Raw genomic sequence first — 14068 nt, 5'->3', positions numbered from 1 at the left:
CCACGCGCTGAAAAAGGGACGCGCGGGCGGCAGGGCAGGGGGGGGCGGGCGGATTTTCCTCTCGCGCTTATTGCCGCGCGGCGGCGGTGCTAAACTGTGACCGACTGCACGGTGCGGCGGCCGGGAAGGGGGTGTTGAACAGGTGAACAGGGCATCGGAAAGCGTTTCACGGCGTTTCAAACGTTCCATTTCGACAGCCGCGGACGCACGCTCCACCCTATCGCGGCTTGACTTTCGCGCGCGTCCGGTGTGGTGTGTCGGACCGCTTTTTCCGCCGGAATCCGCCCTTTTCAAGGTGTTTCGACCCATGCACCCCTACCGCACGCACACCTGCGGCCAGCTTCGTGAAGAGAATGCCGGTGAGACCGTCCGCCTGTCGGGCTGGATGAACCGGAAGCGCGACCATGGACAGCTGCTGTTCATCGACCTGCGCGACCATTACGGCCTGACGCAGTGCGTGGTCGATACCTCCAACCCGGCCTTCGAGGTCGCGAACCGGCTGAAGCTGGAATCGGTCATCACCGTCACCGGCAAGGTGGTGAAGCGTACGGCCGAGACCATCAACGACAAGCTGCCCACCGGCCGCATCGAGCTGCAGATCGCCGAACTCACCGTCGAAGGCGAGGCGGAGCAGATCCCGCTGCAGGTCAACCAGGACACCGATGCCGGCGAGGACGTGCGCCTGCGCTACCGCTTCCTCGACCTGCGCCGCGAGCGCATCCACGAGAACATCATGCTGCGTTCGCGCGTGATCGCCTCGGCGCGCCGCCGCATGATCGACCAGGGCTTCACCGAGTTCCAGACGCCGATCCTCACCGCGTCTTCGCCGGAGGGTGCGCGCGACTATCTGGTGCCCAGCCGCAACCATCCCGGCAAGTTCTACGCCCTGCCGCAGGCGCCGCAGCAGTTCAAGCAGCTGCTGATGGTCGCCGGCTTCGACCGCTACTTCCAGATCGCCCCCTGCTTCCGCGACGAGGATGCCCGCGCCGACCGCAGCCCGGGCGAGTTCTACCAGCTCGATTTCGAGATGTCCTTCGTCACCCAGGAAGACGTCTTCGCCGCTATCGAGCCGGTGCTGCACGGCATCTTCGACGAGTTCGGCGGCTTCCGCCGCGACTCGAAGCCGGCCATCGACGGCCTGCCCTTCCGCCGCATCTCCTTCGCCGAGTCGATGCTGAAATACGGCAACGACAAGCCGGACCTGCGCAATCCCCTGGTCATCACCGACGTGACCGAGGTGTTCAAGCGCGACGACGTCGAATTCCGCGCCTTCAAGCAGACGCTGGAGAAGGGCGGTGTCGTCCGCGCCATCCGCGCGCCGAAGGTTTCCGACCGTCCGCGCAGCTTCTTCGACAAGCTGAACGACTGGGCGCGCGGTCTGGGCGCTCCCGGCCTCGGCTACATCGTCATGGAGGCCGGCGGCGGCAAGGGTCCGATCGCCAAGTTCGTGCCGGAGGCGGCGCAAGCCCAGCTGCGTGAACTGGCCGGCCTGGAAGACGGCGACGCGATCTTCTTCGTCTGCGATCAGCCGGGCCCGGCGGCCAAGCTGGCCGGCTTCGCCCGCACCCGCATCGGCGAGGAACTGGACCTGATCGAGAAGAACGCCTTCCGCTTCTGCTGGATCGTCGACTTCCCGATGTACGAGTTGGACGAGGAGACCAACAAGGTCATCTTCAGCCACAACCCGTTCTCCATGCCCCAGGGCGGCCTGAAGGCTTTGGAGACGATGAACCCGCTCGACATCAAGGCCTATCAGTACGACATCGTGTGCAATGGCGTGGAGCTGTCGTCCGGCGCCATCCGCAACCATCTGCCGGAAGTGATGTACAAGGCCTTCGAGATCGCCGGCTATCCGCCGGAGGAACTGGAAGCCCGATTCGGCGGCATGCTGAGCGCGTTCAAGCTGGGTGCCCCGCCGCACGGCGGCTCGGCCCCGGGCATCGACCGCATCGTCATGCTGCTGGCCGACGAGCCGAACATCCGCGAAGTCATCGCCTTCCCGCTGAACCAGCGTGCGGAAGACCTTTTGATGCAAGCCCCGGCGCCGGTGGACACTGCCCGTCTGCGCGAGCTTCACCTGAAGCTCGACCTGCCCAAGCCGAAGGTCGCCGCGCCGTCAGCGCCGCAGGCGTAAAGGAACTTTCGCCAGTCCTTGGCGGTTTGCTGAAAAGGCCATCCGGACGCAGGTCCGGGTGGCCTTTTTCCTTGTCAACATACGCGCGCGGGGCTATGTAAGCGCCGTCGTCAAAACCTCACGCGGGCTGGCGGACCCTCGGTTTTACCCCGATGGCCCGATCCGGTGTCGTCAGCCATGGTTTCCATGCGCTCTCGACAATGCCCGCGGCGGAGCAACCGGAAAAAGGGATTTTTTCCACATGACCATGCCCACCTTCACCATGCGCCAGCTGCTGGAAGCCGGTGTCCACTTCGGCCACCACACCCGCCGCTGGAACCCGAAGATGAACCAGTACATCTTCGGCGTCCGCAATGGCGTGCACATCATCGATCTCGAGCAGACCGTCCCGATGCTGCACCGCGCCCTGCAGGCCGTGCGTGACGTCGTCGCCGGCGGCGGCCGCGTCCTGTTCGTCGGCACCAAGCGCCAGGCGCAGGAGCGTATCGCCGAGGCTGCCGCCAAGTGCGGCCAGTACTACGTCAACCACCGCTGGCTCGGCGGCATGCTGACCAACTGGAAGACGATCTCCCAGTCGATCAAGCGCCTGCGCGAGATGGAAGAGCGTCTGGGCGGCGACACCTCGGGCCTGACCAAGCGCGAAGTTCTGGAGCTGACCCGCGAGCGCGACAAGCTGGAGCGTGCGCTGGGCGGCATCAAGGAGATGGGCGGCCTGCCGGACGTCATCTTCATCATCGACACCAACAAAGAGTCGATCGCGGTCAAGGAAGCCAACAAGCTGGGCATCCCGGTCATCGCGGTCCTCGACAGCAACTCCGATCCGGACGGTGTGGCCTTCCCGATCCCCGGCAACGACGACGCGCTGCGCGCCATCGAGATGTACTGCGACCTGACGGTCGGCGCCGTGCTCGACGGCCTGCAGGCCGAGATGAGCGCCGCCGGCATCGACGTCGGTGCCGCCGAGGACGCCCCGGCCGAGCAGCTGCCGGAGGAAGAGACCACCGCCGAGACCGCCCAGGCCTGACCCTGACGGTTCAAGGGCAGCCGGGCCTTATGACCTATGGCCCGGCTGCCTTTTTTATGGGTTGCCACCCGTTTTGACTTTGTGACTCAATCCGATCCGCCAGCCGGATCGCTTGGAAGGAAGAGGGCGCAACATGGCCGAGATTACCGCCTCGCTCGTCAAGGAACTGCGCGAGAAGACCGGCGCGGGCATGATGGACTGCAAGAAGGCGCTGAACGAGACGCAGGGCGACCTCGAGGGCGCCGTCGACTGGCTGCGCAAGAAGGGCCTCGCCGCCGCCGCCAAGAAGTCGGGCCGCGTCGCCGCCGAGGGTCTGGTCGCCGTCGCCACCGCCGGCACCAAGGGTGCCGTCGTCGAGGTGAACGCCGAGACCGATTTCGTCGCCCGCAACGACAAGTTCCAGGCTTTCGCCGCCAAGTCGGCCGAACTGGCCCTGACCAGCGCCGGCGACGTCGAGGCCCTGAAGGCCGCCACCTATCCGGGCACCTCGCACACCGCCCAGGACGAGCTGACCAGCCTGATCGCCACCGTCGGCGAGAACATGAACCTGCGCCGCGCCGCCACCCTGTCGGTCTCGGCCGGTGTCGTCGTCAGCTACGTCCACTCGGCCATCGCGCCGGGCCTCGGCAAGATCGGCGTTCTGGTCGCCCTGGAGTCCACCGGCGATGCCGCCAAGCTGGCCGATCTGGGCAAGCAGATCGCCATGCACATCGCCGCCGCCCGTCCGGACGCGCTGGACATCGCCGACGTCGACAGCTCGTCGCTGGAGCGTGAGCGCAACGTGCTGGCCGAGCAGGCCCGCGCTTCGGGCAAGCCGGAAGCCATCATCGAGAAGATGGTCGAAGGCCGCGTCCGCAAGTACTACGAGGAAGTCTGCCTGCTGGAGCAGACCTACGTGATCGACGGCGAGACGAAGGTCCGCAAGGTGGTGGAGAACGCCGCCAAGGACATCGGCGCTCCGGTCAAGGTCACGGCCTTCACCCGCTTCGCGCTGGGCGAGGGTATCGAGAAGGCCCAGACGGACTTCGCCGCCGAGGTCGCCGCCGCCGCCGGCGGTCAGGGCTGAGACCGGTAAGGTCGAACGCTTAGGTCCGCACGCCGCATTCCGAAACAGCAAGGGAGCGTTCCCCCCATGGTCGAAACCACCGGGACCACCGCACCGACAGAGGGCGTCCGCTACAAGCGCGTCCTCCTCAAGGTGTCGGGCGAGGCGCTGATGGGTCAGCGCGACTATGGTCTGGACCCGGAGATGGTGAACCGCATCGCCAGCGAGGTGAAGGCGGTCATCGCACTCGGCGTCCAGGTCAGTCTGGTCATCGGCGGGGGGAACATCTTCCGGGGTGTCAAGGGTGCGGCGAGCGGCATGGAGCGCGCCTCCGCCGACTACATCGGCATGCTCGCCACCGTGATGAACGCGCTCTCGATGCAGAGCGCGCTCGAACGGATGGGCGTCAGCACCCGCGTGCAGTCGGCCATTCCCATGTCGACGGTCTGCGAGCCCTATATCCGGCGCCGCGCCGTCCGTCACATGGAAAAGGGCCGGGTGGTGATCTTCGCCGCCGGGACCGGCAACCCCTTCTTCACGACCGACACCGCCGCGGCGCTGCGCGCCTCGGAAATGGGCTGCGACGGTCTGCTGAAGGGCACGCAGGTCGACGGCGTCTACACCGCCGATCCGAAGAAGGATCCGTCGGCCCAGCATTACGAACGCCTCACCTACATGGATGTCCTGACCAAGGAACTGCAGGTGATGGACGCTTCGGCGATCGCGCTGTCGCGCGAGAACCATATCCCCATTCTGGTTTTCTCGATCCACACGCCCGGCGCCTTCGCCGAAGTGATGCAGGGCCGTGGCAAGCACACCATCATAACGGAAGAAAGGGAGTAGGCCCGTGGCTGCGCCCGACCTATCGGATCTGAAGCGCCGCATGGAAGGCGCGCTTGAATCGTTTCGCAAGGAACTGGGCGGTCTGCGCACCGGCCGCGCCTCGTCCAACCTGCTGGAACCGGTGATGGTGGAGGCCTACGGCAGCCGCATGCACCTGCGCGAGGTGGCGACCGTCTCCGTTCCGGAGCCGCGCCTGATCTCCGTGCAGGTGTGGGACCGCGGCATGACCAAGGCGGTCGAGAAGGCCATCCGCGACAGCGGCCTGGGCCTGAATCCGCAGGCCGAGGGCCAGGTCATCCGCGTGCCGCTGCCCGACCTGACGCAGGAGCGCCGCGCCGAGTTGGCGAAGGTCGCCCACAAGTACGCCGAGCAGTGCCGCGTCGCCATCCGCAACATCCGCCGCGACGGCATGGACGGCTTGAAGAAGGCCGAGAAGGCCAGCGAAATCACCCAGGACGAGCACAAGGTCCAATCGGACAAGGTGCAGGTTCTGACCGACCAGCACATCAAGATGGTCGACGATTCGCTTGCGCAAAAAGAAAAGGAAATCATGCAGGTCTGATCCGGAATGCGCGAAGCGGACGACAACCGGTCCAACACGGCCCCCGGGCACGTCGCCATCATCATGGATGGCAACGGGCGTTGGGCCAAGGCGCGCGGCCTGCCGCGCACCGCCGGTCACAAGAAGGGCGTGGACGCCGTCCGCCGCACCGTGGAAGCGGCGCGCGAACTTGGCATCGGCACTCTGACGATCTTCAGCTTCTCCTCGGAGAACTGGCGCCGGCCGGAAGAGGAGATCAGCGACCTGATGGGTCTGCTGCGCTTCTATCTGCGCAGCGAGGTCGCCGAACTGCACCGGGCGGGCATCCGCCTGCGGGTGATCGGCGACCGCAAGCGGCTGTCGGACGACATCAACCGTTTGATCGCCAACGCGGAAGAGATGACGCGCGACAACCGGGTGATGACGCTGGTCGTCGCCCTCAGCTACGGCTCGCGGCTGGAGATCGTCCATGCGGCGCGCCGGCTGGCGGAAGAAGTGGCGGCGGGGCGCCTGTCGCCCGACGCCATCGACGAGGACGCGCTGTCGGCCCGGCTCTACACCGCCGACATTCCCGACCCCGACCTGATCATCCGCACCAGCGGCGAGAAGCGGATCAGCAATTTCCTGCTGTGGCAGGCGGCCTATGCCGAGCTGGTCTTCGTGGACACACTCTGGCCCGATTTCACCAAGCGCGATCTGGAGGCGGCGATTGAAGAGTTCCACCGACGGGAACGCCGCTTCGGCGCCACCACCGCCGGGTCCCGCTGACGCCCAGGCTGCGGCTTCGGCCACTCCGCCGGTGAAGCCTTCCAGGACGGGGGACCTGAAGGTCCGCGCCCTGTCGGCGCTTGTCATGGCGCCTGTGGTGCTGGGGGCCGTCTGGCTGGGCGGCTGGGTATTCCATGCGCTCATCGCCTTCGGATCGGTGGTGGCCGTTTCCGAATGGACCAACATCGTCCCCAGCGCCCGCCGCCTGCCCGCCCGGCTGATGGCGGCAATCGGCATTGCCGTCGCGCTGATGGCCCAGATCGCGGCAGGACCTGCCGCGGGACTGGGCGTGGCCGCGGCCTTCTCCGTTCTGACGGCCATCGTCGGCGGCGGCAGTGACCGCAACCTGCTCGGGTTCGGCGTCTTCTATGTCGCCGCCGGCATGGCCGGGCTGATCTGGCTGCGCGACCTGCCGGAGGTCGGGCTCTCGCTGTTCCTCTTCGTCCTGTTCGCCATCTGGGCGACCGACATCGGCGCCTATGCCGCCGGCCGCAGCATCGGCGGTCCGAAACTGGCGCCCCGCATCAGCCCGAAGAAGACCTGGGCCGGCCTGATCGGCGGCATGCTGTCTTCCGCCCTGTTCGGCTGGCTGGTGGCCCTTGCCTTCGGCACCGCGCGTCCGGACATCGCAGTTCTGGTGGGTGCCGCGGTCGCGGTGGTGGGGCAGGCCGGCGACCTGTTCGAATCGGCGGTCAAGCGGCGGTACAATGTAAAGGACAGCGGCCAACTCATTCCTGGGCATGGCGGCATCCTTGACCGCATCGACGGGCTTCTGGCCGCGGCCCCGGTGCTGGCCTTGTTCCACGCGGCCGTTGGAACGGTTCTCTCATGGTGGTGAAGGCGGAGGCGGCGCCGGGTGCGCCGCGCAGCGTGACGATCCTCGGTTCCACAGGTTCGGTCGGCACGCAGACCGTGGACCTCGTCGCCCGCGATCCCGAGCGCTTCCCGGTTGAGGCGCTGACCGCCAACCGCAACGTCGCCCTGCTGGCAAAGCAGGCTCGCGACCTCAAGGCCCGTCTTGCCGTCGTCGCGGATCCCGCCGCCTATGCCGAGCTGAAGGGTCTGCTGTCCGGCACCGGCATCGAGGTCGCCGCCGGTGCCGAGGCGGTGGCGGCCGCCGCCGAGCGTCCGGCCGACTGGGTGATGTCTGCGATCGTCGGCGCGGCGGGGCTGGAGCCGACGCTCGCCGCGGTGCGCCGGGGCGCCATCGTCGCCTTCGCCAACAAGGAGACGCTGGTCTGCGCCGGCTCCCTGATGATGGAGGAGGTGAAGGCGCATGGCGCCACGCTGCTGCCGGTCGACAGCGAGCATTCCGCCATCTATCAGGTCTTCGACTTCGAGCGGACCGACAGTGTCGCGCGCCTGATCCTTACCGCGTCGGGTGGCCCGTTCCGCACCAGGGACCGCGCCTTCATGGCGGCGGCGACGCGGGAGCAGGCGGTGGCGCATCCGACCTGGGACATGGGCGCCAAGATATCGGTCGACAGCGCCACGATGATGAACAAGGGATTGGAGCTGATCGAGGCCCATTTCCTGTTCGGCATCCCGGAGGAACGGATCGACGTCCTGGTCCATCCGCAGTCCGTCATCCATTCGCTGGTCGAGTATGTCGACGGCTCGGTGCTGGCGCAGCTCGGCACGCCGGACATGCGCACGCCCATCGCCTATGCGCTTGGCTGGCCCGCCCGCATCGCCACCCCGGCGGAGCGGCTGGATTTGGTCAAGGCCGCGACGCTGACCTTCGAGGCGCCGGATCCCGTGCGATTCCCGGCACTTCGGCTTGCCCGGGCCGCCTTGCAAAGCGGTGGGGGCGCTCCTACTATACTCAGTGCCGCCAACGAGGTGGCTGTTCAGGCGTTTCTCGACCGCCGGATCGGCTTCCTCGACATCGAACGGATCGTCGAGGAGACGTTGACGGCGTTGCCCCACCGCCCGCTGCGCGATCTCGCCGCCGTGCGGGAGGCCGACGCGGACGCCAGGCGGATTGCCGCCGGCCGCATTCAGGCCACAGGTGCGACGGCGGTTGGCAGCCGATGATCCGCGTTCGAGGCGCTGGAAGGCGCAAGGGTTGAAATGGACGTAATCGGCGGTTTCTGGACCTCAGTGCTGGCTTTCCTGCTGGTCCTCACCGTGCTCGTCTTCGTGCACGAGCTTGGTCACTATCTGATCGCGCGGCGCAACGGCGTGCGGATCGAGACCTTCTCCATCGGCTTCGGGCCGGAGCTGTTCGGCTTCACCGACCGCGCCGGCACTCGCTGGAAGTTCAGCGCGCTGCCGCTCGGCGGCTACGTCAAGATGTTCGGCGACGCCGACCCAGCCAGCACGCCCGGTGCCCACCTCACGGGCATGTCGGAGGACGAGCGGGCGGTTTCCTTCCACCACAAGCGGGTGGGGCAGCGCGCCGCCATCGTCGCCGCCGGGCCGATCGCCAACTTCCTGTTCTCCGTCGTCGTGCTGGCCGTGCTGTTCATGACGGCGGGGCAGTCCTTCACCCCGCCCGACGTCGGCGGCATCCAGCCCGGCAGCGCCGCCGAGCGCGCCGGCATCCAGCCGGGTGACCTGATCCTGTCGGTCGACGGGACGAGCGTTCAGCGGTTCGAGGAAATCCGGCAGATCGTTTCCATCCGGCCGGGTCAGCCGCTCGCGATCGAACTGAAGCGCGACGACCGGCTGATGACGGTCACCGCGACACCGGATTCGCAGTCCGTCACCGACCGACTCGGCAACAGCCATCAGATCGGCCTGCTCGGCATCAGCCGCGGCAGCGTCGGAATGATGCGCCACGACCCGCTGACCGCGGTCTGGCAGGCGGGACGAGAAGTCGCAGGCATGATCACCGGCACCTTCACCGCGCTGGGCCAGATGGTCCAGGGATCGCGGGGGACGGAAGAGCTGGGGGGGCCGCTGCGCATCGCCCAGATGTCGGGCGAGGTGGCGCAATCCGGCTGGTATCCGCTGATCTGGTTCATGACCTTCCTGTCGGTGAACCTGGGGCTGATCAACCTCTTCCCGGTGCCGATGCTGGACGGTGGCCACCTGCTGTTCTACGCCTTCGAAAAGCTGCGCGGGCGGCCGCTCGGAGCGAGAGCGCAAGAATACGGTTTCCGAATTGGATTGGCCTTGGTATTAACGCTCATGGTCTTCGCCACGTGGAACGACCTGGTTCAACTGCGCGTGGTCGATTTCTTCCGGGGACTGGTCTCCTAAAGCCAGCCCCTTGCCAGGGAGCGTGATTTGCCGGTGTCGAGCAAAGTTCTGGTGGCGGGCCTGCTGGCCGGCTGCGCCATGACGACGGTGTCTGTCGCCCACGCCCAAACCGCCGCCTCGCCCGGACGGGCGCCTGCGGGTTCCGGGTCAATGGTCGCCCAGGTGTTCAGCGGCGGTACGGTGCGCGATATCCGGGTCGAAGGCACCCAGCGAATCGAACCGTCCACGGTCCGCTCCTACCTGACGATTCAGCCCGGCGACCAGTTCGATCCCGACCGGATCGACCAGTCGCTGAAGGCGCTGTTCAACACCGGCCTGTTCGCCGACGTGGTGCTGAAGCGCGAGGGCGATGCGCTGGTTGTGACGGTGGCCGAAAACCCCATCATCAACCGCATCGCGTTCGAGGGGAACCGGCGCATCGACAAGGAGACGCTGGAGAAGGAAATCCAGCTGCGTCCCCGCGTCGTCTACACGCGCACCCGCGTCCAGACCGATGTTCAGCGCATCCAGGAAATCTACCGCCGCCAGGGCCGATTCGCCGCGACGGTGGAGCCGAAGATCATTCAGCTCGACCAGAATCGCGTCGATCTGGTCTATGAGATCAATGAAGGCGTGCGCACAGGCGTGCGCGGCATCACCTTCATCGGGAACGAGCATTTTTCCGACGGTACTCTGCGCGAGTCGGTTCAGACCAAGGAATCCGCCTGGTGGCGCTTCCTGTCGTCCGACGACAACTATGATCCGGACCGTCTGAACTACGACCGCGACCTGCTGCGCCGCTTCTACCTGAAGGAAGGCTACGCCGACTTCCGCGTGGTCTCGGCCGTGGCGGAGCTGACGCCCGACAAGTCGGACTTCTTCATCACCTTCACGATCGAGGAAGGCGAGCGCTACAAGTTCGGCAAGGTGGACATCAACACCTCGCTGAAGCAGCTCGACCCAACGGTCCTGCAGAACAGCGTCACCACCACCGAGGGCGATTGGTACAACGCCCAGAAGGTGGAAGACACCATCACGAAGCTGACGAACGCCGTCGGCGACCTGCAATATGCATTCGTGGATGTCCGGCCGCGGATTTCGCGCAACCGCGAGAACCGTACCATCGACATCATCTATGAGATCAACGAGGGGCCGCGCACCTTCGTCGACCGCATCGACATCACCGGCAATGTCCGCACGCTGGACAAGGTGGTGCGCCGCGAGATGCTGCTGTCCGAAGGCGACCCCTTCAACGCGTCCAAGCTGAAGCGGTCCGAGCAGCGCATCAAGGATCTGGGTTTCTTCGAGCGTGTGAACATCACCACCGCCGAGAGCAGCGCGCCCGACCGCACCGTGGTGAACGTCGATGTGGCCGAGCAGTCGACCGGTGAAATCTCCATCGGTGCCGGCTTCTCGACCTCAGACGGTCCCCTGGGCGACTTCTCGATCCGCGAGCGCAACCTGCTCGGCCGCGGCCAGGACCTGCGCCTGGGCGCCACGCTGTCGGGCCGTCGCCAGCTGTACGACATCTCCTTCACGGAGCCGTACTTCATGGACCGGGACCTGTCGGCCGGCGTCGACATTTTCCGGACGCGCTACAACTACCAGGACGAAAGCTCGTTCAACGAGAAGAACACCGGCTTCGCCCTGCGCCTGGGCTATCCGCTGACCGAGCGCATGCGCCAGCGCGTCTACTACCAGCTGCAGGACACGCTGATCGAGGAAGTGCCGACCACCGCGTCGAAGTACATCCAGGAGCAGCGCGGCGAGCGCCTGACCTCGCTGATCGGCCAGGAACTGACCTACGACGTCCGCAACAGCAAGCTGACGCCGACCGAGGGTTACTTCATCCGCCTGACCAACGACATCGCCGGCCTCGGCGGTTCGGTGCGCTTCCTGCGGAACAAGCTGGCCGCCGGCTATTACATCCCTCTCGGCGAGGACCAGTGGGTGCTGAGCACCACGGGCGAGATCGGCTACATCCACGGTCTCGGCCAGAAGGTGCAGTTGGGCGACCGCTTCTTTATCGGCGGCGACACGCTGCGCGGCTTCAACACCGCGGGCATCGGTCCGCGCGACGTCTCCACCGGCGACGCGCTGGGCGGCACGCGCTATGCCCGTGCGTCGGTGGAAATGAGCTTCCCCTTCGGCCTGCCGGAGGAGTTCGGCCTGCTCGGCCACGCCTTCACCGATGTCGGTACGCTCGGCAAGGTCGACATCAGTGATCCGAACGTGAAGGATGACGAGACCATCCGCGTCTCCATCGGCACCGGCGTGTCGTGGAAGTCGCCGTTCGGGCCCATCCGGCTCGATGTCGCACTGCCGATCCGCAAGGAAGGCTACGACAAGAAAGAGCTCATCCGCTTCAGCTTCGGAACTAGGTTCTAAGATGCAATTCACCCAGTCGAAGGCGCCGTTCCGCGTCGCCGTCCTGTCGGCCGTCACGGTCGCCGGCCTCCTGTTCACCGCCACGTCGGCACAGGCCCAAACCCAGCCGAAGGCCGAAGCCCCCAAGGCGGCGACGGCGACGGCCACGCCTCCGGCTCCCGGTGCGGAGCTGAAGGCGCCGGTCATCGCGGTGATCGACGTCCAGAAGATCATGCAGGAATCCACCGCGTCGAAGGGCATCACCAAGTCCTTCGAATCGCTGCGCGATTCTTATCAGAAGGAAATTTCTGCGCTGGAGGACAAGCTCCGCAAGACCGAGGACGAACTGCGCAAGCAGCAGACCGTCCTGTCGCCGGAAGCGCTCGCCACCAAGCGCCGCGATTTCGAGAAGCAGGTCGCCGACGTCCAGAAGACGGTCCAGAACCGGAAGCGCGCGCTGGAAACGAGCCTGAACGAAGCGATGGCCGTCGTTCACAAGACGATGGTCGATGTGGTCGCCGAAATCTCGCGTGAGCGGGGCGCGAACCTCGTCCTCGCCCGCCAGCAATTCGTTCTGGTCGACACCCAGCTCGACGTCACCGACACCGTGATGGAGCGCGTGAACAAGAAGCTCCCGCAGGTTGCGTTGAACGTTCCCAAGCAGTAATGCCTTTCTGAGCAGGGCCGTCGCCGTCCCGACCGGGAAGGTGACGGCCCTGTTGCGTTTCCGGGTTCGGCGGTTGCGGTCGCCGCGGAAATGGGGCAAGAAGGCGGAGCAAACAAAAAGGCGCCGGCGTTTCCTGTTGGGGCGGTGGCGCCCGTTCTCCGGGAACGGGGAATGGTGAACCCTATCGGTTGGTGGAAAGGCGGGCGGCCGGACAATGGACGTGACGGCGGACAACAACGCGCAAAGCAAAAAGATCGACGACATCGACATCACGCGGATCATGAAGATGATCCCGCATCGCTACCCGATCCTGATGATCGACCGGGTGATCGATGTGACGCTGGGCGAAGGCGCCACCGGCGTGAAGAACGTCACGATCAACGAGCCCTTCTTCCAGGGCCATTTCCCGTCGCGTCCGGTGATGCCCGGCGTGCTGATCATCGAGGCGATGGCGCAGACCTCCGCCGTGCTGGTGGTCGCCACACTTGGGCCCGATGCCGAAGGCAAACTGGTCTATTTCATGACCGTGGACGAGGCGCGTTTCCGCCGCCCGGTCACCCCCGGTGACACCATCCACATTCATGTCACCAAGCAGCGTCAGCGCGCCAACGTGTGGAAGTTCAAGGGCGAGGCCAAGGTCAACGGCGTCCTCGTCGCCGAAGCCATCTATTCCGCCATGATCCTGGACGAAAAATGACCGTCACCATCCATCCGTCCGCCATCGTCGATCCCGCGGCCAAGCTGGGCGAGGGGGTCGACATCGGTCCCTTCTGCGTCGTCGGCCCCGACGTCACGCTGGGCGACGGCGTTCGGCTGGTTTCGCATGTGGCTGTCGACGGGCGCACCAGCATCGGCGCCGAAACCGTCATCTATCCCTTCGCGTCCATCGGCCACCGCCCGCAGGACCTGAAGTTCCATGGTGAACCGTCCGAACTCGTCATCGGTGCCCGCAACCAGATCCGCGAGCATGTGACGATGAATCCCGGCACCGAAGGTGGCGGCATGATCACGCGCGTCGGAGACGACGGACTGTTCATGATGGGATCGCATGTGGCGCATGACTGCATCGTCGGCGACCATGTGATCATGGCGAACAACGCCACGCTGGGCGGCCATGTGACACTGGGCGACTACGTCATCATCGGCGGGCTTTCGGCTGTGCGCCAGTTCGTGCGCATCGGTTCGCACGCCATGATCGGCGGCATGTCGGGCGTCGAGAACGACGTGATTCCCTTCGGTCTGGTGATGGGCGACCGTGCCCGCCTTGCCGGCCTGAACCTCGTCGGGCTGGAGCGGCGCGGCTTCAAGAAGGACGACATCCACGCCCTGCGTGCGGCCTACCGCATGCTGTTCGGTCCGGAGGGGACCTTCGCCGAGCGGGTGGATGAGGTCGGTCGCGATTTCGGCGAGCGTGCGCTGATCTCGGACGTGCTGTCCTTCATCCGCGCCAAGGAAGCGCGCTCCCTCTGCCAGCCGCGCGAGAGCTGAGGCCG

The 14068-nt window shown here is 66.1% G+C and carries 13 protein-coding genes; all 13 read left to right on the top strand.

The features are described from left to right. Positions 1 to 307: 307 nt before the first annotated feature. The 13 genes from aspS to lpxA all read left to right on the top strand — a co-directional run bounded on the left by aspS (position 308) and on the right by lpxA (position 14063). Positions 308 to 2134: an aspartate--tRNA ligase gene (gene aspS / locus J2Y49_RS08660; RefSeq protein WP_310114095.1), complete on the top strand. Its 1827-nt coding sequence runs from the start codon at positions 308 to 310 to the stop codon at positions 2132 to 2134. A 241-nt stretch (positions 2135 to 2375) separates the two neighbouring features. After that, positions 2376 to 3158: a 30S ribosomal protein S2 gene (gene rpsB / locus J2Y49_RS08655; protein WP_310114093.1), complete on the top strand. Its 783-nt coding sequence runs from the start codon at positions 2376 to 2378 to the stop codon at positions 3156 to 3158. 133 nt (positions 3159 to 3291) lie between these two features. Further along, positions 3292 to 4224, top strand: a complete 933-nt coding sequence (gene tsf / locus J2Y49_RS08650) for a translation elongation factor Ts (RefSeq protein ID WP_310114091.1) — start codon at positions 3292 to 3294, stop codon at positions 4222 to 4224. Positions 4225 to 4290: 66 nt separating this feature from the next. Next, positions 4291 to 5046, top strand: a complete 756-nt coding sequence (pyrH, locus tag J2Y49_RS08645; protein ID WP_149223387.1) for a UMP kinase — start codon at positions 4291 to 4293, stop codon at positions 5044 to 5046. A 4-nt stretch (positions 5047 to 5050) separates the two neighbouring features. Then, positions 5051 to 5608, top strand: coding sequence for a ribosome recycling factor (gene frr, locus J2Y49_RS08640; protein ID WP_081505908.1), 558 nt, complete (start codon positions 5051 to 5053; stop codon positions 5606 to 5608). Positions 5609 to 5614: 6 nt separating this feature from the next. Next, entirely contained in the window at positions 5615 to 6355 is a 741-nt protein-coding gene (locus tag J2Y49_RS08635; RefSeq protein WP_310114085.1) for an isoprenyl transferase, read from the top strand. After that, entirely contained in the window at positions 6297 to 7193 is an 897-nt protein-coding gene (locus J2Y49_RS08630) for a phosphatidate cytidylyltransferase (protein ID WP_310114083.1), read from the top strand. Before J2Y49_RS08635 ends, J2Y49_RS08630 begins: the two co-directional genes overlap by 59 nt. Continuing rightward, positions 7184 to 8392: a 1-deoxy-D-xylulose-5-phosphate reductoisomerase gene (locus J2Y49_RS08625; RefSeq protein WP_310114081.1), complete on the top strand. Its 1209-nt coding sequence runs from the start codon at positions 7184 to 7186 to the stop codon at positions 8390 to 8392. The genes J2Y49_RS08630 and J2Y49_RS08625 overlap by 10 nt, the downstream gene beginning before the upstream one ends. 36 nt (positions 8393 to 8428) lie before the next feature. Then, positions 8429 to 9562 carry an RIP metalloprotease RseP gene (rseP, locus tag J2Y49_RS08620; RefSeq protein ID WP_310114079.1) on the top strand — a complete coding sequence of 378 codons (1134 nt, stop codon included), beginning with the start codon at positions 8429 to 8431 and terminating at the stop codon, positions 9560 to 9562. Between the two features lie 78 nt (positions 9563 to 9640). Next, the gene (bamA, locus tag J2Y49_RS08615; RefSeq protein WP_409017827.1) at positions 9641 to 11929 is read left to right on the top strand and encodes an outer membrane protein assembly factor BamA; all 2289 of its coding nucleotides are present in this window, start codon (positions 9641 to 9643) and stop codon (positions 11927 to 11929) included. Position 11930: 1 nt separating this feature from the next. Further along, positions 11931 to 12575 (top strand): OmpH family outer membrane protein, encoded by a 645-nt coding sequence (locus tag J2Y49_RS08610; protein WP_310114075.1) that lies wholly within the window; start codon positions 11931 to 11933, stop codon positions 12573 to 12575. 214 nt (positions 12576 to 12789) lie between these two features. Then, complete coding sequence (gene fabZ / locus J2Y49_RS08605) at positions 12790 to 13272, top strand: 3-hydroxyacyl-ACP dehydratase FabZ (RefSeq protein WP_310114073.1); 483 nt, start codon at positions 12790 to 12792, stop codon at positions 13270 to 13272. Then, complete coding sequence (lpxA, locus tag J2Y49_RS08600; RefSeq protein ID WP_310114070.1) at positions 13269 to 14063, top strand: acyl-ACP--UDP-N-acetylglucosamine O-acyltransferase; 795 nt, start codon at positions 13269 to 13271, stop codon at positions 14061 to 14063. The genes fabZ and lpxA overlap by 4 nt, the downstream gene beginning before the upstream one ends. Positions 14064 to 14068 lie beyond the last annotated feature (5 nt).

Source organism: Azospirillum sp. BE72 (assembly GCF_031455875.1).
Classification (GTDB): domain Bacteria; phylum Pseudomonadota; class Alphaproteobacteria; order Azospirillales; family Azospirillaceae; genus Azospirillum.
The sequence above is the reverse complement of the archived record's forward strand: the minus strand, read 5'-3'. Positions and strand labels throughout refer to the sequence as shown.